Genomic DNA, 22,786 nt, shown 5'->3' on the forward strand with positions numbered 1-22,786 from the left:
CTTGCGCCCTTGCCGGACGCGAAACCGGCGACTATGACATTCAAACGCAACACCTGCGTGTTCTTGATGACGATACAATGTCATCCAATTGGATGAACGGGGACGATGATGAAGGTTTTGATCAAACGCAGCTATGTCCAGCTAATGCGGATATTAGGTTTCATTTTCAGCAGCATAGGCGTCTTGCGCTGGCTTGAACGGCGGCAAGACAACCGGATATTTCATTGGTTCCGCTCGCTCTTTGCCATTTATGATCTGGACCAGATGATTGCGCTTGATGTCCCGTGGTGGACCTATGATGCGATTGACGCCGTCGATGCATTCCTTACGGATCATCCCGATGCAACCGTTTTTGAGTATGGCAGCGGAGCAAGTACCGTTTGGCTGGCAAAACGCGCGGGGACGGTCGCAAGCGTTGAACATGATGAAGCATGGTACTTGCTCATGCAAAGCCGGATAGGCGCTCTTAAAAATGCAAAAATCACCCATGTCCCTGCTGATCCAGATTTGAGCCAGGATCCGCTTTATCATGCTCAAAAGGAAGGCTACGCAGGGCAGAGTTTCGAAGCTTATGCAAAAGAGATCATGGCAAAGGCGAAACGTTACGACGTGATCGTTATCGACGGACGCGCGCGCGTCGCTTGTCTGGAGACGGCCAAACATTTCTTGGCTCCTGACGGTATTATCGTTTTTGACAACACAAAAAGGCAGCGTTACCAGCGCGCTATCACAGAGAGTGCGCTGAACGAGCAGCCGCTGCCCGGTCTTACACCATCACTGCCGTACCCTGACAAAACAACCTTATTGACAGCAAAAGACATTTGATTTTCGGACTCGCGCGTAACGCGCTCTCGCCGCCCGTTGATGCATATCAACTTTTACCGCAAGCTTAGATTGCCAATCGCTGCACGGATCATTGTATCGGTGTCATCGCTGTCGCCAGACACAGCCAACCCGACCAGCGCACCTTTTTCGCCGCCGAAGGCGCGCGCATAATCTGCTGCAAGATCAACGCTTTCGCTGAAAGCGCCAGTACCTGCCTGCCGCAAGGCAATGGTCACGCCCTGCCCCTGCGGACCGTAGGGCGATGGGATGACTTGACCGCGGGAATGGTTCCCACCCCAAGCATATTGTATGATGCGCACGTCATCATTGCCTAAAAGGCTGCGAATGTTGGCCCCTTCCAGACTGGGCGCGATACTTTCAGGCACAAACACAAAATACAGAGATATATTGCGATCATCCCCACCTTTTCGGCTCAGGTCGGTTGCAGGCACCGATTGCTCCACTGTCCAGCTCCAGGCTGCCCCGCTGGACCCCCAATCAGTACGGGCCACCCGGCTCCACGCGATTGAGACAGATCCATCTGACACGAGCCCCAAGTTTTGCCCAAAGCTGTAGTCATTCGAACTAAAGAGCGACAGGCGTTGTTCCTGCCAACCCGTGCTGAAATTGACAGGCCCCGCCGTCGCGCTGACGGTAGTGGCAAGGGCCAAAGCTGTGGAAAGTAAAAAACGCATGGGTACGGTATCCTTCGTAGACAATTACAAAAGACCTACCGCAAGATGCACTGCCAGAAACCCGTCAGGGGCTCATGTCACGTGAATGTCAGATTTGGTTACTGCTGAATGCTCTCCAGATACTCGGTCAGTACCAGCAATTTCATGGGCACCGGTGTGCCAAGCCCATCGTTTTCAACGATCACGGTCTCGCCAAGATCGCCTGCACCGAACTCTGGCATGGCCACGCTAAAATGCGCACCACGGTCTAACCCATCAATCGTGCTCATCACCTGATTTGTCGGGAAAACGCCGCCATTGCGGGCCGCGATTGTTGTCAAATCCGGGGGGGCTACTGCAAGGTCGCGCGCCGCTGGTCCATCACCCGTCGCACTTGAGCCATGACAGCTTGCGCAGTTTTCAAGATAGGCCGTGCGCCCATCGACGGGCTCATCAACACAAGCCGTCAGGCCCAGTACTGCCAGAATGATCAAATGCCGCATGTCTCGCCTCCTGTTTTGGTCGGAATGTAACAAATCCATCCCGCCCTCCACTATGATCTATGTCATTCCCACTTTAGGATTGCTGTAAACCAGCAAAGGACCGCCCATGCCACACCATATTCTGATCATGCTCGCAGCTGGGATTGGCATACCTGTGCTGGCCGCCCTGAACGCAGCCTTGGGTCGGCACATCGGATCGCCAGCGGTGGCCGCCACCGTTTTGTTTGTCGTCGCTTTTGCTATCTCTGCATCGGTCGCAATGATGACCAATCCACAGGCTGTGACCAAGCTGATCACCGCCCCGAAACACCTGTTTCTGGGCGGCACTTTCGTGGCGTTCTACGTGCTGTCGATCACCTGGATTGCACCCAGCATGGGTGTCGGGAACGCGGTTTTCCTTGTGTTGTTGGGGCAACTTATTTCGGCGGCAGCCATTGACCATTTCGGTTTGTTCAGCGCACAAGCCGCGCCCTTAACACCCACGCGGGCGGCCGGGATCGCGCTTATGGCGGCCGGTGTTTTTGTTACGCAGAAAGCGTAAGCACTAGGTTCCATAGCGCATCGGGCACATCAACCTGCGTCATCACATGCCTGTCCGCACCAGGAATGCGACCACCCTCTTGTGCTGCGACAGCCTCTGCCACCCGCGCAAAACGCGCGCCAAAGTCAGCGTGATAAGTGCCCGGATCCATCAGGATATAGAATTGTCCCAGATCATGCGGCTTACCCTCGGGCACCTTCAACCCGGCCACATCAAGCGAGTTGACCGACCCGGTCATCCCCGCCGCCAGCAGTTCGACCATCAACCCAAAACCCCAGCCCTTATAGCCACCGGCACTGACCAAAGCACCTTTCAGCGCGGCCTCAGGGTCGGTCGTTGGCGCGCCGCTTTCGTCCACGGCCCAGCCCAGCGGGATACTCTCGCCTGCCGCCTTGGCCATGGTGATCTTGCCCAATGCCACGGCGGAGGTTGAGAAATCAAAGTGCATTGCAGGCCCGTCGTCACCGGGCACGGTCATCGCAATCGGGTTTGTGCCGATCACCCGCTGATTTCCACCCGGCGGGGCCACAACAGGGGATGCATTCGTCATCCCGATCCCGATCAGCCCGGCTTGCGCGATCTGCTCGGTAAAGAAACCCAGCGAGGTGCAGGTATGCGCATGCGCCACTGCCAGTGTGGTCACCCCGTTTTCCTTAGCGGCTGCAATCGCTTCTGGCAAAGCGGCAGCAAAGGCTGGTTGCGCAAAGCCGAATTTCGCATCTGCCAGCACAGCGCCCGGTCGCGGACGCGTGACAACCGGATCAACTGTACCATCCACCCGGCCCGATCGAAGCTGGGTGCAATAGCTTTCCAGATAATACAACCCACAGATGACATTGCCCAAAGCCTCTGCCCGCGCGACGGCCCTTGCTACTGCTGCCGCCTGCACCTCACCTGCGCCATGCGCCAGCAGGGCTGCGCGGCTTCGTGCCTCAATCTCTGTCACCGATACTTTCATGACGTCTCCAAAACGCCAGCATTCAGGCGCACCTGCCGGTCCATCCGGGCGGCAAGATCAAGGTTATGGGTCGCGATGACTGCCGCAAGGCCGGTATCGCGGACCAATGTCATCAGTGTATCAAAAACGCGGTCTGACGTATCAGGATCAAGGTTCCCCGTCGGCTCATCCGCCAACAACAGTGACGGCTCATTGGCAAGGGCACGACAAAAAGCGACCCGCTGTTGTTCGCCACCAGACAGGGCAGCGGGGCGGTGCGTCGCGCGCTCGGCAATCCCCACACGGTCGAGTAATGATAACGCGCGCGTGCCGGCTGTCTTGTCAGCCACACCATTGGCCAGCTGTGGCAGAACGATGTTTTCCAACGCCGTGAACTCCGGCAGCAGGTGATGAAACTGATAGATAAACCCAACGGTCGAACGCCGCACGGCGGTGCGCTTGCGGTCAGACAGGCTGCTCATGTCGGTACCTTCGATCTGCACGGTCCCGCTGTCAGGCGTATCAAGTAGCCCCGCAATATGCAGCAAGGTTGATTTCCCCGCCCCAGAAGGTGCGACCAAGGCCACAACCTCGCCCGGTTTCACATTGAGTGAGACACCCTGCAGCACCCGCACTTCATTGGGTTTACCCGCGTTGTAGGACTTGGTCAGATCAGTGACCTGCAACGTGTGTTCACTCATAACGCAGCGCCTCAACCGGGTTCATGCGGGCCGCGCGGCGCGCGGGAAAGATCGTGATGATCCATGATAGCCCCAGCGACAAGGACATCGCCTTGATCACATCCACCAGGCGTAATTCTGCAGGAATATTATAAATCCCCCTGATCGACGGGTCCCACACACCGCCACCAGCAACATAGTTCACAAAACTAAAGATCGTATCGATGTAGATGGCGAATAAGCACCCCAAAAGCACGCCCAGCGCGGTTCCAATCGTCCCGATCCCCGCTCCGCAGATAAAAAAGATGCGCAGAATCGACCCTTCGCTTAGCCCCATGGTACGCAAAATGCCCACATCTCGGCCTTTGTTTTTGACCAGCATAATCAACCCGCTGATGATGTTCATTGATGCCACCAGCACAAGGATCGACAGGATAATAAACATCACATTGTCCTCGATCGTCAGCGCACGCAGGAAGCGGCCCACACGGTCCTGCCAGCTATAGGCCCACATACCGGGGCCTGCGGCATTTGCGATGTCTTGCTTCAACTCTTCGGATTGGTTGAGATCATCCAACCTGATCTCCAACTCATCCGCCACACCGTCGCGGTTGAAAATCAACTGGGCCACATCAAACGGCAGATAGGCCCGCACCTCATCAATCTGGAAGCGCCCGGTCGAAAAAATATAGACCACCTCATAAGTATTGCGCCGGGTCGCTTGCCCCATGGGCGTGGCAGCACCGGAACGGGTGGTCAATTCGATCCGGTCGCCAATCGTCAACCCCAGATTTTCTGCCAGCGCAGATCCGATGGCGATGCCATTGGGTAAATCATCAAGATTGCCGATGGTACGTTCACTTTGCACAATGGCGTCCGAGGCTTTCAGATCCTCCAGCCGGATGCCATAAACATCTGCCAACCCAATCCGGCCAGAACCAGAGGCCATCGCCTGCCCGCGCACCAAGGGTGCTACGGACTGAACGCCTTCAATGGCGCGGACGTTCTCGGCCACCCCTTCAAAATCTTCGATCACGCCGCGTGGCATGACAACAGACACATGGGCATTCGCGCCTGCAATCGTATCAACAAATTCAGCCCGAAACCCTGACCGCACGGCCAATGTAGCGATCAGCGCAAACACCGCCAGCGTGACACCAATCAAACTGATCCACGTCATCACGCTAACGCCACCCTCGGCGCGTTTGGCGCGAATATAGCGCCACGCGATCATCCATTCGAATTTTGCAAAAGGACCTGTTGTCCTGACCTCAGCCATGCCTGCTCCTGCGTCGGGTTTGGCGCAAGGTGGTGCGCGGATACGGAATGGTCAAGGCCCCCAAGCTCCTTGCTTCATCTTGGCCCAAAAACTCCCGCCGGAGGCTCCTGCAGATGCAGCGTTCACTACCGTCGCACACCCGCAAGCCGCGGCCTGCCATCCAGATTATCCGCCACAAGTGTGGGGCGGGTCACAGGAGGGTCCTTTTTCAACGCAGGCTGACGGCGTTTTTCAGGTGCCGATTGCTTTGCCACAAGCCGCCGGAAAGGCCAGGCAAACACCGACCAAAGCAAAGCCAATCCAAACCAGCCGCCCAAGAAACCTGTGCCCGCTGATGCGGCACCCGCGACGCTCAATGGCATCGCAGGGGTGAAATCAGCCCAGACCGCCTGCACCGTTTCAGCGTCGGTCATCCGGTGGGGCAGCGCCAATCGCTCCATCGGTGTCGCCTCGCGCAAGATCATCAGGTTTTCATGCAACCGCGCATGACGCGCAAAGGTCCGGCGCCACATCGCCTCTTGCCCCTCGACCAAAGGCGTCTGCGCCATCGCCTGCAACATCTCTTCACGGCCCATACCATCGGCCAATGCGGTCTGATCAAACTCCAAGACCTGCCGTGTTAGCTCATCCACCTGCCCGGCCAAACGTTGCAGATACTGCTGTGAAAATTCGGGAAATTGCGACAGGCCCGCTGCACCGGTCAAGCCGCCCACCAAACAAAGGACCCTGATCATGTCAGGGCCTTGAAAATGAAATATGTCGTCATCTGCTGCCTCGTGACGTTTTGTTTTGTCACAAACTAGCAGGTTTTCGCCGGGCTGTTAACGCCTTAGACGCCTATGCGCGTTCTTCCGCGTCCCGGCGTAGCCACGCGATCACATTTTCTGCATCCTGATCAGGCGGGAACACCGGGTAGAACACTTTGGCGATCACACCGTCCTTTGCGATCATCGTCAGGCGCTTGTGCAGATACTGCCCTTCGACCTCGATCCCCGGCAGATCAAGCGCTCTGCCCAACGCCTGATCGGCATCTGACAAAAGCGGAAATGGCAAATGGAGACGCTCCGCCGCCTCCGCCTGATAATCCCGCGATTGGGTCGAGATGCCATAAAGCCCCTCAACGCCCCATTCCTGCAATTCCGCAAAGTGATCACGAAACGCACAGGACTGCGGCGTGCAGCCACGCGCACCGGGGATTTGGTCCCATCCGTCGGGCAGATCACGATCAGGGCGACCTGTCATCGGGTAGACATAAAACACCGTCAGCCCGCGCAGATCCGACAACGTCACAGCCGAACCCGTTGTGGCCCGCAAAGTCACATCAGGCAGCGGCTGGCCTTCCAGATGCGCGGCTTTGCCATCGTCAGCCGGGGCCGGGATCAGCGACCAATCAACTTCGGTGAGGCTCATGCGATACCTTCGTAGATTTTGGCAATCTTAGCGACGGCCTCTTCGGGTGGCAGCTCTTCGCTCTCGCCCGTGCGCCGCGATGTCAGCTCAACCACACCGTTCTTGAGCCCGCGTGGCCCTACGGTAATCCGCCATGGCAGGCCAATCATATCCATCGTGCCGAACTTGGCGCCCGCGCGCTCATCACGGTCATCATAAAGCGGCTCGAGCCCCAATGCCGTCAGCGCAGCATAGAGCGCATCACAGGCCGCATCAGCCGCTTCATCACCTTGACGCATGTTCAAAATACCGCAGTGAAACGGTGTCACGCCCTCAGGCCAGATGATGCCCTTGTCATCATGGCTCGCCTCAATAATCGCACCCAGTAGGCGCGACACACCAATCCCGTGGCTGCCCATGTGGACCGGCACTTTACCGCCTTTGCCATCATCAACCAGCGCACCCATCGTTTCAGAGTATTTAGTGCCGAAGTAGAAGATTTGCCCAACCTCAATCCCGCGCGCGGTACGCCGTCGGCCTTCTGGGACGTTCGCAAAAACGCCGACGTCATGGGTTTCGTCAGTTCTGGCATAGGGTGTCGTCCATTCATCGAAAATGGCCTGACACTGTTCAACACTGTCGTAATCCACCTCACGGTCACCCAGATGCAGATCGGTGACAGCGCTGTCATAGAACACTTCCGATTCGCCTGTTTCTGCAAGCACAAGGAATTCGTGGGTATCTTCCCCACCAATAGGACCGCTATCGGCACGCATTGGAATAGCCTTCAGGCCCATTCGTTCGTAGGTGCGCAGATAACTGACCAAGTGGCGATTGTAGGCATGTAACGCATCGTCTTTCGTCAGGTCAAAATTGTAACCATCTTTCATAAAGAACTCGCGGCCCCTCATGACGCCAAAACGGGGTCTCACCTCATCTCGGAATTTCCATTGGATGTGGTACAAGGTCAGCGGCAGCTCCTTGTAGCTGCCCACATGGCTGCGGAATATATCGGTGATCATTTCTTCGTTGGTCGGTCCATACAGCATCTTGCGGCCATGCCGGTCCACGACACGCAGCATTTCTGGACCGTAAGAGTTGTCGCGCCCAGATTCCTCCCAAAGCTCGCCTGGCTGCAATGTTGGCATGAGCATTGGTAAATGGCCCGCGCGCTGCTGTTCTTCATGCACGATATTTTCAAGCTTACGCAAAACCTTAAAGCCCAGCGGCAACCATGAATAAATCCCAGCCGTGGCCTGTTTGATCATCCCCGCTTGCAGCATGTAGCGGTGGCTAACGATCTGTGCCTCGCGCGGCGTTTCTTTAAGGACGGGTAGGAAATAGCGGCTTAGGCGCATAGTGGTCACTTTCTAGGATCAACTGTTAGGTTTTGGTTTAAGCCGCACAGCGAACCCTCGCAAGCGCTGTCATCGCAGAACCATCAGGGCTACGAATAAGAATAATAAGTCTTCGCCACGCGTAGAGCCTACATAACCCTCTTACGCAAAGGACATCTGATCCATGACCCGCATTCTCAATTCCATTGCTTTCTTACTCTTTTGGATTCCCTCCGCTGTCACTGCGGCATCCGTGAACTATACCTTGCAGGCAGACCGCTCTGAGGTGGGGTTTATCTATACGCTTTCTGGCGCACAGAACCGTGGCACGATGCCTGTCGTCAACGCCGATATCGCGATTGATTTTCAGCAGTTTTCAGCCTCCACTGTTGATGTATCCGTCGATGTCAGAAACGCACGCGCCGGCATGATCTTTGCAACCGAAGCACTCAAAGCCGCCAGTGTGCTTGATGCCGACAATCACCCCACAATCCGGTTTCAATCCACAGCCATCCGCGCCAAGAACCCACGCAACCTGTCAGAGGGTGGCGCGATTGATGGCCTGCTCACGATCCGTGGTGTGACCCGCCCGGTGACCTTGAATGCCGCCGTGTTTCGTCAGCAAGGCACCGCGCAAGGGGATTTAAGCCAGCTGAGTTTCCGCATTAATGGCCAGGTCAGCAGGTCCGCTTTTGGGGCGACAGGCTATGGCGATATCGTCAGCGATACCATTACGCTTGATATCGCAGCCCGTGTCGTCCAGGCGCAGTAATTTCACCGCCACTCTTGCACCACCGTGCTGCATACCGCATCTATTGCGGTAAGCAGTTTTGGGATCATGCATGGCACTTCCTGTCGGACAACAAGCGAAATACTGGGGTGTTGCCACGGCAGTGTTCCTCGCCGCACTTTGGTTTCTGGGCGATGTGATCCTGCCCTTTGTGTTGGGCGGGGCGATTGCCTATTGTCTTGATCCCATCGCAGACAGGCTGGAACGCGCTGGGTGCAGCCGTGTGGCGGCGGTTGCGATTATTACGCTGGTCGCCGTTCTGATCTTTGTGCTGTTGATCTTGCTGGTGATCCCGACGCTGGTGCAGCAAACCGCCTCGCTGATTGATACGGCACCGGAGCTGTTCGACAGGTTAAGAAAATGGTTGATCGAGCGTTTTCCGCAACTGTTGGACGATGAAAGTGTAGCCTATCAACAACTGCAGGCGATTGGTGAAACAATCCAATCCAAGGGCGGCGAACTGGTGAACGGCCTTGTGTCCTCTGCCCTTGGCTTAATCAATATCCTTGTTTTGCTGGTGATCGTGCCTGTCGTGGCGGTTTATATGCTGCTGGATTGGGACAATATGACCGCCAGGGTCGATGACATGCTGCCACGCGATCATATCGAAACCATCCGCGCATTGGCCCGCGATATTGACGCAACACTTGCCTCATTCATTCGCGGCCAAGGGACCGTCTGTCTGGTGTTGGGCACATATTATGCAGTCGCATTGATGATTGCGGGGCTTAACTTTGGACTTATCGTCGGCTTTATCGCCGGGCTGATCACCTTCATCCCTTACGTTGGCGCCCTGGTTGGCGGCGTTTTAGCGGTCGGATTGGCGCTGTTTCAGTTCTGGGGGTCGGTCGAAGTCGTGGACGGCGAAAGCGTGTCATACGCAACCAATTGGCTGCGGATCGGCATTGTCGCGGGTATATTTGGTTTGGGCCAATTTCTGGAAGGGAACATTCTGACCCCGAAACTGGTTGGCAGTTCTGTGGGCTTGCACCCTGTCTGGCTGCTGTTTGCGCTATCCGTTTTCGGCTCACTTTTTGGGTTTGTCGGCATGTTGGTTGCCGTGCCGATCGCGGCAATGATCGGCGTTGTGGCCCGTTGGGGGGTGGGTCAATACAAAGCCAGCCTGCTCTATCGCGGCCAGTCCGAGGGCGATTAGATGCCAGATCAGCTTGCATTTGACTGGCCAACGGGTGTTGCGCTGGGGCCGGATGATTTCTTCGTGTCAGAGGCCAACGAAGAAGCTTTCGCGATGCTCGGCACGCCTGACGCCTGGCCCGAACGCAAGCTGGCGCTGATCGGCCCGAAGGGAAGCGGCAAAAGCCATCTCGCCCGCGTGTTTCAGGCGCAAAGCGGGGCGGTATTGCTGGATACACGCACAATCCCGGCTGATTTCCAGACGGATGCAGCCACTATCATCATCGAAGATGTCGAAACACTGCCCCAATACGCCGAAGAAGCGGTTTTCCACCTACACAACAACCTGCGGGCGGCGGGTGGCACGCTGCTTTTGACCTCGGCGCAACCGCCCAGCCGCTGGTCCATCGCCCTGCCCGATCTGGCCAGCCGGATGCAAGCCACATCCGTCGTGCGGATCGCCAATCCTGATGATGCGCTGCTTTCAGCCGTGATTATGAAGCTTTTCGCGGATCGCCAGATCAACCCGCAGCCCGCGCTGGTGCAGTACCTGACACGGCACATCGAACGCTCGTTCGCGGCGGCGGCCGATATCGTTGCACGGCTTGATGCCGCAGCCCTTGCGCAGGGGCGCAAGATCAACAAGGGGCTTGCGGCGGAGTTGCTGGACAAGCCCGACTGACCCCGCGATACTTGGTATAGAACCGCAATACTGCGGACCAAAAGGCCCCATGACCGACGCAAACTTTTTAGAAGGGGATTATCCGTCCCCGACCACACTTGATATCGATCTGACCACCCCTGCGCGTTTCGTAAACCGCGAACTAAGTTGGATCAGCTTTAACTGGCGCGTGCTGGAAGAGGCCGAAAACCCGCGCGTTCCACTGTTGGAACGCCTGCGGTTTTTGTCGATTTCGGCGACCAATCTGGATGAATTCTATACGGTGCGCGTTGCGGGCCTGAGAGAGTTGGCAAATGAAGGCAATTTAACCCCCGGTCTTGACGGGCGCACCCCTGCCGAACAACTGGTGGTCATTGACCGGGATGCGCGCGCATTGATGACGCGCCAGCAGGCCGTTTTCACTGAGCTGCAAGCCCGGATGGCAGACAATGATATCCATATTCTGGATCGAACCGCGCTCAGCGCAGATGACATCGCCTATCTTGAGGATGTGTTCATCGAACAGGTCTTTCCGGTCCTGTCGCCACTGGCGATTGACCCCGCACACCCGTTTCCGTTCCTGCCCAACGAAGGCTTTGCGCTGGCGCTGCAACTGGAACGGGCCAGCGACAAACGCCAGCTACGCTCGCTTTTGCCGGTCCCGGCACAGATTGATCGGTTTGTGGCGCTACCTGCTGAGCAGGGGGATCGGTTTTTACCGCTCGAAGAACTGCTCTTGCTGCATATCGCCCGCCTGTTCCCCGGCTATAAAATCAAAGGCAGTTGCGCCTTCAAGATCTTGCGCGACAGCGATCTGGAACTGGAAGACGAAGCCGAAGATCTGGTACGCGAATTTGAAACAGCACTCAAACGACGGCGACGTGGTGAGGTCGTCCGCCTGAAAATTTCAGCCGGTGCACCCGGCGCCTTGAAGTTCCTGATCATGTCCGAACTGCATGTGACCGAGGAAACCGTGGTCGAGGTCGATGGGTTGATCGGTATCGCTGACTTGGGCGAATTGGTACTTGAGAGCCGCCCCGACCTGCTGTGGCCGGGTTTTGCGCCGCGCGTACCAGAACGGGTGCAAGACCACGAAGGCGATATGTTTGCCGCGATCCGCAAAAAGGACATGCTACTGCATCACCCCTACGAGACATTCGATATGGTGGTGCGGTTCCTCACGCAGGCCGCGCGCGACCCCAATGTGGTGGCGATCAAACAGACGCTCTATCGCACGTCCAAGCGGTCACCGATTGTAGAGGCACTTTGCGAAGCCGCAGAAGACGGGAAATCAGTCACCGCCCTGGTTGAGTTGAAAGCGCGGTTTGACGAGGCTGCCAACATCCGCCAATCGCGGCGGTTGGAACGGGCGGGCGCGCATGTGGTTTACGGGTTCCTGAACTATAAAACCCACGCCAAGATCAGCACGGTCGTGCGCCGCGAAGGCGATAAGCTGGTGACGTATACGCATTTCGGCACCGGTAACTATCATCCCATCACAGCGCGTATTTATACGGACCTGAGCCTGTTTACCTGCGACACCAAGCTGGGGCGCGACGCCACCAAGGTCTTTAACTATATCTCCGGCTACGCGCAGCCCGACGGGCTTGAGAACCTTGCGATTTCACCGCTGAACCTGAAAGAGACATTGCTGGATCGCATCGCGGCAGAAGCGGATAACGCGCGTGCGGGCAAACCTGCGGTGATCTGGGCGAAAATGAACTCGCTGATCGAAAGCGATGTGATCGACGCGCTTTATGCGGCCAGTCAGGCAGGGGTAAAAATCAGCCTTGTTATACGCGGCATTTGCGGGCTGCGTCCGGGCGTTCAGGGGTTGTCCGAAAACATCCGTGTAAAATCTGTGGTGGGCCGTTTTCTGGAACACTCGCGCATTGTGTGTTTTGGCAATGGCAGCGGGCTGCCTTCGAAGAAAGCCAAGGTCTATATCAGCTCCGCCGATTGGATGGGCCGCAACCTGAATCGACGGGTCGAAACGCTGGTCGAGATCAAGAATGCGACAGTCAAAGCGCAGATCGTCAGCCAGATCATGGCCGCCAACATGGCCGATATCGCGCAAAGCTGGGTGATGTCCGCCGACGGCAGCTTTACCCGCGCGACGGTGGAGGATGGTACATTTGCATTCAACTGCCACCGCTTCTTTATGGAAAACCCGTCGCTGTCAGGGCGTGGTTCAGCGGGCGCATCAGATGTGCCGCAACTGACGCACACGGAAGATTAATCAAAACCGATGGCGTTTCCAGTACGGCGAAAATCCTCAAAGCCGCTGTGTTTGACCGAACATGCATCAAGAAAACGCGCATCATGCTCGGCCATGGCGGCCAAGGCTTGATCAAGATGCCGATAGGCCCAACCACCACGGAAATGTTGACCGCTGGCAACAACCTTTTGGATTTTTTCGTGGATATGCGGCGTGAATTTAAAATGCATCAAAGGCAAAATCATCGGCAGCGGCACAGAAGGCGTCACCCGATGGTTCGTTTCAAAAAAGCTATCCGCGCTCCATTTCAACAAAATTGGTTTGCGAATTGCGTTAAAGGCGCGCGGGTTTGGCCTAAGGAAAGGTAGGTAACGCTCGATTTTTTTTGTCCGCGGGTGCAGATGGTACGTGTGCAAAATCCGCGCGCGACAGCCAGGGTAGACCATCTTCGGCTCATCTGACCCGTTCAAAGCCAGATGCGGGCGCCCGTCAAAATACCAGCCTGCATCAGGATCAAGGCTGTTTTTGTTCGGATTATTGGATAGATCGGAAATAGCCGTCGGATACATATCCAGCATAACAGCCCAGCCCGTGGTGGCGTCCGTGTTAGCAAAGCTTTCGACCAGCGCCTCCATGGTCTGGCCCTGCGGAAGAGACAGAAACTCATCCGCGTCCAGATGAAGCGACCATTCACCACCGCAATATTTGGCGACAAGCAATGACCGCCACATCAAACACATGCGCTCACCGCTCAGACCAAGCTGGTGCCCGCTTTCCTCCGGTATCTGGTCGCCAAAGCGGTATTTGCTTTCAACAACCATGACGTCATCCTGAGCGCACAAAAAAGCACGGCTGTCATCGTCGGACTGGTCGTCCAAAAAGATGAACCTTTTCACGCCAAGTGTGCGATAATGGCGCAGAAACGCAGGTAGGAAATACATCTCATTACGTATGATTGCAGTGAGTGTGAACCCTCGCGCCTGCGATAGGTCGTTCGAGACCAAAGTAAGGTCATCCAGTTGTGACAGTGCTTGATGCAAAAGATGTACTTTCTTTCAGTCTTAAGAGGATGACAGTGGCACAACAGCACGTCGTCTGTCTGTATCTTACCTATCCCTACGCGACCAGAGGGGACGAGCGAAGACTTTTGTTCTATTTTCAGCGGACTGGGGTGAGCCTCATAAGGCGCGAAGTTCTTGGCTTATATAATCGATCTATTGTATCGAAGATGCCAACCACCAGCCTTGGCTGACAAGCGCGTACTGATTTGGAGTTGTGCAATGACAGAAACACCCTCAGGGTTCTTTCGCATAACAAGGCTCTTTCATCCATGACCGCAACCCAAAACGCCGACACGATTGACTGGGGCCCTTTCGGGCGCCCCCTTTTTGAAGATGCCGCGGCCAAGCGTCTCAGCCGGGTTGGTGTCGTTGATGTGGGCTCAAACTCGGTGCGTCTGGTCGTGTTTGATGGTGCAGCACGGTCGCCTGCCTATTTTTACAACGAAAAAATCATGTGCGCCCTTGGTGCGGGCCTGTCCCAAACCGGGCATCTGAACCCCGAAGGCCGCGTGCGTGCGATATCGGCGATCCGCCGTTTTGCCGCATTGGCCCAAGGGATGGGTATCCCGCCCCTGACGGCTGTTGCAACAGCGGCGGTGCGCGAGGCCACAGACGGCAGTGATTTTCAGGCAGAAGTACTGCGCGAAACAGGCATCAAGCTGTGGATCATCGATGGCAAGGAAGAGGCACGGCTTTCCGCCCAAGGTGTTCTGTTGGGATGGCCCGGCAGCTATGGGTTGGTGTGCGATATTGGCGGCTCTTCCATGGAACTGGCTGACCTTGCCGATGGCCGTGTGGGGCGCCGCCTGACCTCTGCACTGGGGCCGCTGAAACTGCGGGAAATCAAAGGCGGGCGCAAGGCGGTCAAGGCTTACGTGCGCGACACCATGCAAAGGCTGCATGATGAAATGGGCAATGTCACCGGCATGCGCCTGTTTCTGGTCGGCGGGTCATGGCGTGCGATTGCGCGGGTCGATATGGAGCGGCGGGATTATCCGCTGACCGTCCTGCACGAATACCGGATGAGTTCGCGCCAAATCACCAAGACGGCCGAATACATCCGCAAGTCCGATCTGCAACAGCTGCGCGGGCGCTGCAATATCTCGGACAGTCGGATGTCGCTGGTGCCGCTGGCCTCAATTGTCCTCAAAGAACTCATGCGCACGTTCAAACCCAAGGATGTGGCGATATCCTCTTACGGTATCCGCGAAGGCATGCTTTACGAGCAGATGCCGCGGGCGCTGCGCGAACGCGATCCGCTGATTGAGGCGTGTCGCTTTGCCGAAGCCAAGGATGCCCGCCTGCCTGGGTTTGGCCGCGTGCTGTATGAATTCATCAAGCCGCTGTTTCCGCGCGCCAATTGGCAACGCAAGCGGATTATCAAAGCCGCCTGCCTGCTGCATGACGTCAGCTGGCGCGCGCATCCCGATTATCGTGCAGAGGTCACATTTGATAACGCCACACGCGCCAATCTGGGTGGTTTGAAGCACTATGAACGCGTGCTGCTGGGGCTGGCGTTGATGAACCGCTACACCAGCAAGAATACAAACATCCGCTTTGACACACTTTTTGACATGCTGGACGCCGCCCAGATCAAAGAGGCAGAGGTGCTGGGCAAAGCGATGCGTCTGGGCGCGATGCTGTGGCTTACCGCAGATGAGGAGCCGGGCACGCTCCGCTGGAAACCACAAAAGCGCGAACTGACTTTAAAGCTGAATGAACATGCGCGTCCGCTTTTTGGTGAGGTCGCGCAATCCAGGTTTGACGGGCTTGTTGCCGCAATGGATGCAAGCGGAACGGTTAAGTTCACGAAAATGCGTAAAAGCAACGTTACCGAAAAAGTTGACTCTGCGTAGAAGAACACCTTGCCGCAAAGTTATACTCTTTTTCACGCATCCAATTACCCCAATCAACGGGACATTTTATCAATGGACCCGATGCGAGGAAGGTTTGGTCGCAAGCAAACCCTTACTGACGACCAATGCGCAATGTGAATGCAGTTCCATATAGATCAACAATGACCCGCAATAGTGATATCTGTTTCCTAAAATTACGTCAAAAATGGCACCAGAATGAACCAAAGGTGAATATTTTCACTTTGTGCCGCTAAAAAGTCGGGTTTTTGCCTCATTTGGCTCGCTTTTTGTTTCTTTCTAAGACAAGTTGTCCGCGCCGCATCGGTGTTATGTGCATGCGGTTTCGCCCTTTGGGGTGCTGATTAAATTCAAGGTGGACGTGTTGAGACAAGCAGTAAGGTTCGATGTTGCGACAGCAGCAATCAAAGGTGGACGTGACTATCAAGAGGATAGTCTGGTCGCCAGCTTCCCTCAGGGACAAGAAACAGGTTTTACGATAGTGGCCGACGGCATGGGCGGGCATCTGTCAGGTGATGTGGCAAGTGCCATCGTAATGTCCGAGGTGTTCAGCCAAATCAAACGCAAAGAGATGCTGCTGAACACGAAATACACCGACATCTCCGCGTTTTTATACAACGCCGCGATGGTCGCAAACACCGGCGTGACCCAGCATATTGCAGAAAGGCCAGACAGCTACGGCATGGGTGCGACCCTATTGGCCTGCATTATTCGCGATGATGATCTTTATTGGGTGTCCGTTGGTGACTCGCCGTTGTTTTTGTTCCGTGACGGCGCGTTGCGCCAGCTGAACCAAGATCACTCTCTGGCCCCACAAATTGACATGATGGTCAAAGTTGGTGCGATGGACCCAGAAGTCGGACGGAACCATCCGGACCGCAATACGCTCACATCTGCAATTGCCGGTGCAGATGTCGCCAAGATTGATTGCCCTGAGACGCCAATGTCCGTGTTGGAGTGCGATATCGTGATTGCCGCCAGCGATGGATTACAGTTCCTATCAAACGACATGATCACTGCAATTCTGCAACAGACGCAAAATGCATCCAGTTCAGAGATTACAGAGGCCTTGTTGTCCGCCATTGCCGATCTTGACGATCCCGATCAGGACAATACCGCATTCACGGTCATTAAACTGGGCGCGCGTCGGAACGTAGCGCTGCCAACACCCGTTGACGCGGCACCTGTACTTGTCGAGTTGCCTACGGATTCCGAGTTTAACCTGTCAACAGATGCTGAACTGCCTGCTGCCCGCGTAGAAGAACAGATAGCCGAGGCCGTTAACACGCCCGAACCAATTGACATTCCGACCAAGCGGATCATCCGTCTTGTAACATCACAAGCACTTAGCTTTGATCAGCCTGCCCTGAAGGACGAACAAGACGTGCCAACGGTCAAAAAGGTACAGTCGCAGAACAAATAGGCACCCTGCACGCTTTGTCAGGAACCGACTGTATGACGCTAAAGTTCGATTTCCGAGCCATCAAACTCTGGCTCCCAAACAGGTGCATCAGGGCGGCGGCGCATGATGATATCGCCGTTTGGCAGAAGTTCGGGCGCATCATAGTTGCTTAGATCGTCAATCTGATCGAGCAGTTCTGCAAAAGCAGGGCCGACCGATTGCGCGAATTCCGCAAAGGCCGGTCCCATCTCTTGAAAACTGTCGCGCAAGGCGTCGATGGTTGGTTCCATCTCATTCATCAACCCGCGCATCAGCATTCGCGCCCCTTCCTCCATCAGGTCGAAACCTTCTTCCGTCTGAGGGTCAGGGCCGTCTTGCGCCATCGCCGACGTCCATGAAAGGCTCGCGGCCAATGCGAGTGAAATGATCAGTCTCATATTCGAAATGTAGGAAGGCCCGGACGCAATTTCAAATCACAAATCGCAAATCACACATCAATGTCCAACACGACAGGGAAGTGATCAGAGGCGGCCAAAAGCCCCGCACGCAAGACAGGATCGCGATAGCATGCCGGATGATCAAAGGGATGCCAGATCTGCCACTTGGGTGACTTTGCGCGCAGACCCGGCGACACCATAAGATAGTCGAGCAAGGCTTGCAGATAGGGCTGACCCTTGCGTTTAAACCGCGCCGTTACAGGGGTCGCACCAATCCTGCGCGACAGCACCATATGCGCATGTGGATCAAACAAGCGTTCTTGCGTGCCTTCACCCAAAACAATCTCGACCCCAGACCGACCAAACAGCTTTTCATATTCGTCCAGACCCGGACCATCGTTGAAATCACCCAAGACAATCAGGTCTTCGCCAGCGGCCAGATGCTGTTCAACCCGCTTGCGCAACCAGACACATTGAGCCAACTGTTTGCGCCGGTTCTGGATTGAAATGCGCGTTGCCTCTGCCGCATTGCTCGCCCCATGGGGTGCCTTCGATTTGGCGTGTACCCCGATCAGGCGCAGCGGGCCGCTGCCCGTTGTCAGTGCCACCTCAAGCGGTGGTTTGGACCAGACGATCGGATCAGGATGCGCATCGACGTCAATATCCATACGAAATTGGGCATCAAACTGTGGGGCCGCTGTATCACCCTGCGGATCATGATGCGCGTCCAGCACATCCGGATCATAAAGCAATGCGATCTCTTGCTGCGTTTCGTTGGTAAAGCCTGTCACAACCTCACGCGCCCGCAGACCAAAGCGCGCGGCAAACGCTTCCAATGCTGTCCGCGTATTGCGGTGTGGGCTGGTGTCGGGGGCTTCAATGACCATCACCGCATCGGCGTCCATGGCCTCAAAGACAACGCCCAGGCCTGCCGTTTGCTGCGCCTTGGTCACATCCCAGCGCGATGACCAACTGTCATCGTCAATCAGCGCACCGTCATTATCAAAAAGACTATTGAACCATTCCACATTATAGGTGGCGATCCTCATGCGCGGGTGCCTTGGATTTCTTCCCAGGCGCGGTTGATGGCGACCATGCGCCGCTCGGCCAGTTTGACCGCTTCTTCGGGGACGCCACGCGCCATCATCTGATCAGGGTGCGTTTCGCGGACAAGTTTGCGCCAAGCCGCGCGCACCTCGTCCATGGGGGCATCCGGGTCGACCCCCAGCACATCGTGAGGGTCACGATCAGCCTCGGCCACAAACTGTGCACGGATGCCGCGAAAGCGGCGTTCGTCGAACCCGAAAATATCTGCGACCGCATGCAAAAAATCATCTTCTTTGGGATGGTACACCCCATCAGCCACAGCAATATGGAAAAGCCCTTCCAGCAGATCACAAAGAGGGCGGTCATCCGCGCCATACATCGCCTTGATGCGGCGGGCGTAGACATCAAAACCCGCAACATCCTGACGGGCAAGGTTAAAGACCCGCGCCGCATTCGCCTCTTCATCAGGCGGGATCAGGAACACCTCGCGAAAAGCCACGACCTCATCCTTGGTCACCAGCCCATCGGCCTTGGCCATTTTCGCGCCTAGCGCAATAACCGCAATGGCAAAGGCCACGGTTCTGTCAGGGGATGCGCGTAGCTTGTCAAAGACAGCCGATAGCCCCTCGCCTTTGGCAAGGGCGGCGATAGCTTCGGCCATGCGTGACCAAATCGACATGAAATATGTCCTTTAAAGGCGTTTCTGCATCAAAACGAGATCGATCCAACGCCCAAACTTGAACCCCACTTCGGGGAGCGTTGCAACCTCTTGAAAGCCAAGGCGGGCGTGAAACGCAATCGCACCGGTGATTTCCGCACTGCAGCCGGCAATCATGACATGTTTGCCTGCGGCCTTTGCGTGAGCGCACAGTGCCTCAATCAACCGCCGACCACCGCCTTGCCCGCGTCCATCTGTATGCAGCATGATCGTGTGTTCAACAGTGAAACGATACCCTTCACCACCGCGGAAAGGAAAATAACGTGCAAAGCCAAGGATCTGACCGGCATCTTCCCAAACAAGGCAATCCTTAGAGGTTAGACCGACCACCTCTTCGTCTGATTTTTCAACTGGATTGAAGGTAATCGTCGTTTCACGGATAACCTTATTCCAGATCGCAGCAATCTGTGTGGCATCAGTGGGAACAGCCGCACGGATCATGCCAATGTTCTGATCCCACCAGGTGTTTCAAAAGTCGCTTTCATCGCAAAGGCCCCCTTGGTCAAACGCACCCGATCATCGGCCAAATCCAGCATTTGGCTGATAGCCTCTGCCTGCGGGTGCAAGACCTGAAACTGCACCAATCGGCACCCGCTATCGGGCAACCTGTCCGCCGGATGATACGTGCCCTTGGCCCATTCAATCAACGTCGGAAACGCGCCTTGATAGGGTAAAGAGCCATCGTCGGGCACCGTGATATGCCACGCCAGATCAGCGCGGGTCAGGGCCCGTGGCGCACCAACTTCAGGCGGTGCCTTCGCCACGGCTTGCGCGATATCATCGGTCTGGCAAATCCAATTCGCCAAACGTGGCGGCCCGGCAAAGTCATCCAACCCAAACCAAGCATGCCCCGCCTCTGGTATAGCATCCGGGTCTTTCGCAATCACTTCGAAATACAACCCATCGGCCAGCCCTAACAACGTGTTATGCGTCCCATAGCGCGCATGTTGTCCGCCCGGTTGCAACCGTACGCCCAGTTGCGCCTCAACCCATGCCGTCCCTTCGGCGAGGTTGCTACAGGCGACCGCGAGGTGGTCAAGTTTTGTCGGGCGTGCATTCATGTGCGCCCTACCCTCGCGTCTCGCGGATAATGCCCAGAATATCCTGCGCCGCCTTTGGTATATTCGTCCCAGGCCCAAAGATCGCCTTCACGCCGCTATCATAAAGGAATTGATAGTCCTGTTGGGGAATAACCCCACCGCAGATCACAATGATATCCTCGGCACCTGCATCCTTCAGCGCCGCTACCAGTTTCGGGGCCAGCGTCTTATGCCCCGCCGCCTGACTGCTGATCCCGATCACATGTACATCGTTATCAATTGCATCCTGTGCGGCCTCAGCAGGCGTCTGGAACAGCGGCCCGACATCAACGTCAAAGCCGATATCGGCAAAAGCCGTTGCGATCACTTTCGCGCCCCGGTCATGACCATCCTGCCCCATCTTGACCACCAGCATACGCGGGCGGCGGCCCTCATCTTCGGCGAACTTCTCGACCGAGGATTGGATGGCAACGAACCCTTCGTCGCCCTCATAGGCCGCACCGTAAACGCCCGCCAAAGTCTTCACCTCGGCGCGGTGCCGTCCGAATGTTTTTTCCATTGCCATGCTGATCTCTCCGACTGTGGCGCGGGCGCGAGATGCCTCGACCGCCGCCTCTAACAGGTTACCGCCTTCGTTTGCGCGGCGGGTGAGTTCGGTCAGAGCCGCCTCGCAAGCGGCGTCGTCGCGGGCCGCCTTCGTGGCCTCAATCCGTGCGATTTGCGACAAGCGCACCGCATCATTGTCAATGTCCAGAATGTCGATCGGGTCTTCGTTGTCCTTGCGGTATTTATTCACCCCGACAACAACTTCGGTCCCGCGATCAATCCCCGCCTGGCGCTTGGCCGCCGTTTCCTCGATCCGCAGCTTGGGCATGCCAGAAGCGACGGCCTTCGTCATCCCACCCATTTCTTCGACTTCTTCGATCAGCTTCCATGCCGCCTCAGCCAATTCATGCGTCAGGTTCTCGACGTAGTAAGAGCCCGCCAGCGGATCGACCACATTGGTCACGCCGGTCTCTTCCTGCAAGATCAACTGGGTATTTCGGGCGATGCGCGCACTGAACTCAGTCGGCAGGGCAATCGCCTCATCCAGCGCATTGGTGTGCAGCGACTGTGTGCCGCCCAAAACCGCGCTCATAGCTTCATAGGCCGTGCGAATGACGTTGTTGTAAGGGTCCTGCTCCTGCAGTGACACGCCAGAGGTCTGGCAGTGGGTCCGCAGCATCGACGACTTGGGGTTCTTCGGTGCGAACTCTGCCATGATCCGCGACCACAGCAGGCGGGCGGCGCGCAGCTTGGCGGCCTCCATGAAGAAATTCATACCAATGGCAAAGAAGAATGACAGACGCCCCGCAAACTGGTCCACATCCATGCCCCGTGCAATCGCCGTGCGCACGTATTCACGCCCATCGGCCAGCGTATAGGCCAGTTCTTGGACGAGGTTCGCGCCTGCCTCTTGCATGTGGTAGCCAGAGATTGAGATGGAGTTGAACTTCGGCATCTCATTCGTCGTATATTCAATGATATCCGCAATGATACGCATCGACGGCTCCGGCGGATACACATAGGTGTTGCGCACCATGAATTCCTTCAAAATATCGTTCTGAATAGTACCTGAGAGCACATTACGGGGATGCCCCTGCTCTTCCCCGGCCACGATGAAATTGGCGAGGATCGGAATAACTGCGCCGTTCATCGTCATGGAAACCGACACCTTATCGAGTGGAATCCCATCAAAGAGGATCTTCATATCCTCAACACTATCGATGGCTACACCAGCCTTACCAACGTCGCCCTCAACACGGGGGTGATCACTGTCATAGCCGCGGTGCGTCGCCAGATCAAAAGCGACAGACACGCCCTGCTGACCGGCTTCAAGCGCTTTGCGATAGAACGCATTGGACTCTTCAGCGGTCGAAAACCCAGCATATTGGCGGATCGTCCAAGGACGGCCTGCATACATCGTGGCCTTCACACCGCGCGTGAACGGGGCCTCACCGGGGATACCGCCCATATGCGGCAATCCGTCCGTATCATCCGCAGTATACAGCGGCTGGACGGGGATACCCTCCAGCGTATCCCACGTCAGCGCCTCCAAAGGCTTGCCACGCAGCTCTTTGCGCGCGATCTCTTCCCATGTTTTCTTATCAGACATTGGTGCCTCCGGCGTGTATTGGATGGGGTAACGCGCATTTGTTTGCTGCAAAATGCATCTGACCCTTAGCTTTTGGCGCAAGCG

The 22,786-nt window shown here is 56.2% G+C and carries 23 protein-coding genes; 8 read left to right on the forward strand and 15 right to left on the reverse strand.

Annotation, left to right across the window (positions count from 1 at the left end; all coding sequences use genetic code 11):
* Nucleotides 1-108: 108 nt before the first annotated feature.
* A complete protein-coding gene (locus tag BC777_RS06715; RefSeq protein WP_245834181.1) occupies nt 109-825 on the forward strand; it encodes a class I SAM-dependent methyltransferase in 717 nt (238 codons plus the stop codon).
* 53 nt (nt 826-878) lie between these two features.
* On the opposite strand, the gene BC777_RS06720 is transcribed toward BC777_RS06715, so the two are convergent.
* Together BC777_RS06720 and BC777_RS06725 are read right to left on the reverse strand one after the other, a co-directional pair.
* Nucleotides 879-1,520 carry a DUF3047 domain-containing protein gene (locus BC777_RS06720; RefSeq protein ID WP_100367330.1) on the reverse strand — a complete coding sequence of 214 codons (642 nt, stop codon included), beginning with the start codon at nt 1,518-1,520 and terminating at the stop codon, nt 879-881.
* A gap of 98 nt (nt 1,521-1,618) precedes the next feature.
* Nucleotides 1,619-2,002, reverse strand: coding sequence for a c-type cytochrome (locus BC777_RS06725; RefSeq protein WP_100367331.1), 384 nt, complete (start codon nt 2,000-2,002; stop codon nt 1,619-1,621).
* A gap of 106 nt (nt 2,003-2,108) precedes the next feature.
* Between BC777_RS06725 and BC777_RS06730 the strand changes: the two genes are divergently transcribed.
* A complete protein-coding gene (locus BC777_RS06730; protein WP_100367332.1) occupies nt 2,109-2,543 on the forward strand; it encodes a DMT family transporter in 435 nt (144 codons plus the stop codon).
* On the opposite strand, the gene BC777_RS06735 is transcribed toward BC777_RS06730, so the two are convergent.
* From BC777_RS06735 to proS, 6 genes are all read right to left on the reverse strand, one after another.
* Nucleotides 2,527-3,501 carry an Ldh family oxidoreductase gene (locus tag BC777_RS06735; RefSeq protein WP_100367333.1) on the reverse strand — a complete coding sequence of 325 codons (975 nt, stop codon included), beginning with the start codon at nt 3,499-3,501 and terminating at the stop codon, nt 2,527-2,529. The two genes, BC777_RS06730 and BC777_RS06735, sit on opposite strands and share 17 nt — an antisense overlap.
* Complete coding sequence (locus BC777_RS06740) at nt 3,498-4,181, reverse strand: ABC transporter ATP-binding protein (protein ID WP_100367334.1); 684 nt, start codon at nt 4,179-4,181, stop codon at nt 3,498-3,500. The genes BC777_RS06735 and BC777_RS06740 overlap by 4 nt, the downstream gene beginning before the upstream one ends.
* The gene (locus BC777_RS06745) at nt 4,174-5,439 is read right to left on the reverse strand and encodes an ABC transporter permease (RefSeq protein WP_100367335.1); all 1,266 of its coding nucleotides are present in this window, start codon (nt 5,437-5,439) and stop codon (nt 4,174-4,176) included. The genes BC777_RS06740 and BC777_RS06745 overlap by 8 nt, the downstream gene beginning before the upstream one ends.
* Nucleotides 5,440-5,564: 125 nt before the next feature.
* Entirely contained in the window at nt 5,565-6,173 is a 609-nt protein-coding gene (locus BC777_RS06750) for a DUF2937 family protein (RefSeq protein ID WP_100367336.1), read from the reverse strand.
* A 103-nt stretch (nt 6,174-6,276) separates the two neighbouring features.
* Nucleotides 6,277-6,849 (reverse strand): peroxiredoxin, encoded by a 573-nt coding sequence (locus BC777_RS06755; RefSeq protein ID WP_100367337.1) that lies wholly within the window; start codon nt 6,847-6,849, stop codon nt 6,277-6,279.
* Entirely contained in the window at nt 6,846-8,186 is a 1,341-nt protein-coding gene (gene proS, locus BC777_RS06760; protein ID WP_100367338.1) for a proline--tRNA ligase, read from the reverse strand. Before proS ends, BC777_RS06755 begins: the two co-directional genes overlap by 4 nt.
* Before the next feature lie 163 nt (nt 8,187-8,349).
* On the opposite strand from proS, the gene BC777_RS06765 reads away from it, so the two are divergent.
* From BC777_RS06765 to BC777_RS06780, 4 genes are all read left to right on the forward strand, one after another.
* Entirely contained in the window at nt 8,350-8,937 is a 588-nt protein-coding gene (locus BC777_RS06765) for a YceI family protein (RefSeq protein ID WP_100367339.1), read from the forward strand.
* A gap of 70 nt (nt 8,938-9,007) precedes the next feature.
* Nucleotides 9,008-10,111, forward strand: a complete 1,104-nt coding sequence (locus BC777_RS06770) for an AI-2E family transporter (protein WP_100367340.1) — start codon at nt 9,008-9,010, stop codon at nt 10,109-10,111.
* On the forward strand, nt 10,112-10,771 hold the full coding sequence (locus BC777_RS06775) for a P-loop NTPase family protein (RefSeq protein WP_100367341.1): 660 nt from the start codon (nt 10,112-10,114) through the stop codon (nt 10,769-10,771).
* A 49-nt stretch (nt 10,772-10,820) separates the two neighbouring features.
* Complete coding sequence (locus BC777_RS06780) at nt 10,821-12,989, forward strand: RNA degradosome polyphosphate kinase (RefSeq protein ID WP_100367342.1); 2,169 nt, start codon at nt 10,821-10,823, stop codon at nt 12,987-12,989.
* Here BC777_RS06780 and BC777_RS06785 read toward each other — a convergent pair.
* Complete coding sequence (locus BC777_RS06785; protein ID WP_168769093.1) at nt 12,986-14,008, reverse strand: glycosyltransferase family 2 protein; 1,023 nt, start codon at nt 14,006-14,008, stop codon at nt 12,986-12,988. The genes BC777_RS06780 and BC777_RS06785 overlap by 4 nt on opposite strands.
* Before the next feature lie 290 nt (nt 14,009-14,298).
* On the opposite strand from BC777_RS06785, the gene BC777_RS06790 reads away from it, so the two are divergent.
* Together BC777_RS06790 and BC777_RS06795 are read left to right on the forward strand one after the other, a co-directional pair.
* Nucleotides 14,299-15,885: a Ppx/GppA family phosphatase gene (locus BC777_RS06790; protein WP_100367344.1), complete on the forward strand. Its 1,587-nt coding sequence runs from the start codon at nt 14,299-14,301 to the stop codon at nt 15,883-15,885.
* 379 nt (nt 15,886-16,264) lie between these two features.
* Nucleotides 16,265-17,326 (forward strand): PP2C family protein-serine/threonine phosphatase, encoded by a 1,062-nt coding sequence (locus BC777_RS06795; RefSeq protein ID WP_245834183.1) that lies wholly within the window; start codon nt 16,265-16,267, stop codon nt 17,324-17,326.
* 38 nt (nt 17,327-17,364) lie between these two features.
* On the opposite strand, the gene BC777_RS06800 is transcribed toward BC777_RS06795, so the two are convergent.
* Genes BC777_RS06800 through scpA form a run of 6 tightly spaced genes read right to left on the reverse strand, consistent with a single transcriptional unit; the run spans nt 17,365 to nt 22,702 of the window.
* Entirely contained in the window at nt 17,365-17,742 is a 378-nt protein-coding gene (locus tag BC777_RS06800) for an AAA+ family ATPase (protein ID WP_100367345.1), read from the reverse strand.
* A gap of 50 nt (nt 17,743-17,792) precedes the next feature.
* On the reverse strand, nt 17,793-18,791 hold the full coding sequence (locus BC777_RS06805; RefSeq protein ID WP_100367346.1) for an endonuclease/exonuclease/phosphatase family protein: 999 nt from the start codon (nt 18,789-18,791) through the stop codon (nt 17,793-17,795).
* Entirely contained in the window at nt 18,788-19,468 is a 681-nt protein-coding gene (locus tag BC777_RS19505) for a molecular chaperone DjiA (protein WP_245834185.1), read from the reverse strand. The genes BC777_RS06805 and BC777_RS19505 overlap by 4 nt, the downstream gene beginning before the upstream one ends.
* A gap of 12 nt (nt 19,469-19,480) precedes the next feature.
* On the reverse strand, nt 19,481-19,948 hold the full coding sequence (locus BC777_RS19510) for a GNAT family N-acetyltransferase (protein ID WP_245834186.1): 468 nt from the start codon (nt 19,946-19,948) through the stop codon (nt 19,481-19,483).
* Nucleotides 19,945-20,568, reverse strand: a complete 624-nt coding sequence (locus BC777_RS06815; RefSeq protein WP_100367347.1) for a VOC family protein — start codon at nt 20,566-20,568, stop codon at nt 19,945-19,947. The genes BC777_RS19510 and BC777_RS06815 overlap by 4 nt, the downstream gene beginning before the upstream one ends.
* 7 nt (nt 20,569-20,575) lie before the next feature.
* Nucleotides 20,576-22,702, reverse strand: a complete 2,127-nt coding sequence (scpA, locus tag BC777_RS06820; protein ID WP_100367348.1) for a methylmalonyl-CoA mutase — start codon at nt 22,700-22,702, stop codon at nt 20,576-20,578.
* Nucleotides 22,703-22,786 lie beyond the last annotated feature (84 nt).

Source organism: Yoonia maricola (genome assembly GCF_002797915.1).
In the GTDB taxonomy this organism is placed as follows: domain Bacteria; phylum Pseudomonadota; class Alphaproteobacteria; order Rhodobacterales; family Rhodobacteraceae; genus Yoonia; species Yoonia maricola.

Bases quoted from the DNA above. Each gene is read 5' to 3' on its own strand.
- BC777_RS06745 (WP_100367335.1), bottom strand. From the start codon at position 5,439: ATGGCTGAGGTCAGGACAACAGGTCCTTTTGCAAAATTCGAATGGATG.
- BC777_RS06725 (WP_100367331.1), bottom strand. From the start codon at position 2,002: ATGCGGCATTTGATCATTCTGGCAGTACTGGGCCTGACGGCTTGTGTT.
- BC777_RS06740 (WP_100367334.1), bottom strand. From the start codon at position 4,181: ATGAGTGAACACACGTTGCAGGTCACTGATCTGACCAAGTCCTACAAC.
- BC777_RS06815 (WP_100367347.1), bottom strand. From the start codon at position 20,568: ATGAATGCACGCCCGACAAAACTTGACCACCTCGCGGTCGCCTGTAGC.
- BC777_RS06765 (WP_100367339.1), top strand. From the start codon at position 8,350: ATGACCCGCATTCTCAATTCCATTGCTTTCTTACTCTTTTGGATTCCC.
- BC777_RS06775 (WP_100367341.1), top strand. From the start codon at position 10,112: ATGCCAGATCAGCTTGCATTTGACTGGCCAACGGGTGTTGCGCTGGGG.
- BC777_RS06730 (WP_100367332.1), top strand. From the start codon at position 2,109: ATGCCACACCATATTCTGATCATGCTCGCAGCTGGGATTGGCATACCT.
- scpA (WP_100367348.1), bottom strand. From the start codon at position 22,702: ATGTCTGATAAGAAAACATGGGAAGAGATCGCGCGCAAAGAGCTGCGT.
- BC777_RS06780 (WP_100367342.1), top strand. From the start codon at position 10,821: ATGACCGACGCAAACTTTTTAGAAGGGGATTATCCGTCCCCGACCACA.
- BC777_RS06800 (WP_100367345.1), bottom strand. From the start codon at position 17,742: ATGAGACTGATCATTTCACTCGCATTGGCCGCGAGCCTTTCATGGACG.
- BC777_RS19510 (WP_245834186.1), bottom strand. From the start codon at position 19,948: ATGATCCGTGCGGCTGTTCCCACTGATGCCACACAGATTGCTGCGATC.
- BC777_RS06720 (WP_100367330.1), bottom strand. From the start codon at position 1,520: ATGCGTTTTTTACTTTCCACAGCTTTGGCCCTTGCCACTACCGTCAGC.
- BC777_RS06805 (WP_100367346.1), bottom strand. From the start codon at position 18,791: ATGAGGATCGCCACCTATAATGTGGAATGGTTCAATAGTCTTTTTGAT.
- BC777_RS19505 (WP_245834185.1), bottom strand. From the start codon at position 19,468: ATGTCGATTTGGTCACGCATGGCCGAAGCTATCGCCGCCCTTGCCAAA.
- BC777_RS06755 (WP_100367337.1), bottom strand. From the start codon at position 6,849: ATGAGCCTCACCGAAGTTGATTGGTCGCTGATCCCGGCCCCGGCTGAC.
- BC777_RS06750 (WP_100367336.1), bottom strand. From the start codon at position 6,173: ATGATCAGGGTCCTTTGTTTGGTGGGCGGCTTGACCGGTGCAGCGGGC.
- proS (WP_100367338.1), bottom strand. From the start codon at position 8,186: ATGCGCCTAAGCCGCTATTTCCTACCCGTCCTTAAAGAAACGCCGCGC.
- BC777_RS06770 (WP_100367340.1), top strand. From the start codon at position 9,008: ATGGCACTTCCTGTCGGACAACAAGCGAAATACTGGGGTGTTGCCACG.
- BC777_RS06790 (WP_100367344.1), top strand. From the start codon at position 14,299: ATGACCGCAACCCAAAACGCCGACACGATTGACTGGGGCCCTTTCGGG.
- BC777_RS06715 (WP_245834181.1), top strand. From the start codon at position 109: ATGAAGGTTTTGATCAAACGCAGCTATGTCCAGCTAATGCGGATATTA.
- BC777_RS06735 (WP_100367333.1), bottom strand. From the start codon at position 3,501: ATGAAAGTATCGGTGACAGAGATTGAGGCACGAAGCCGCGCAGCCCTG.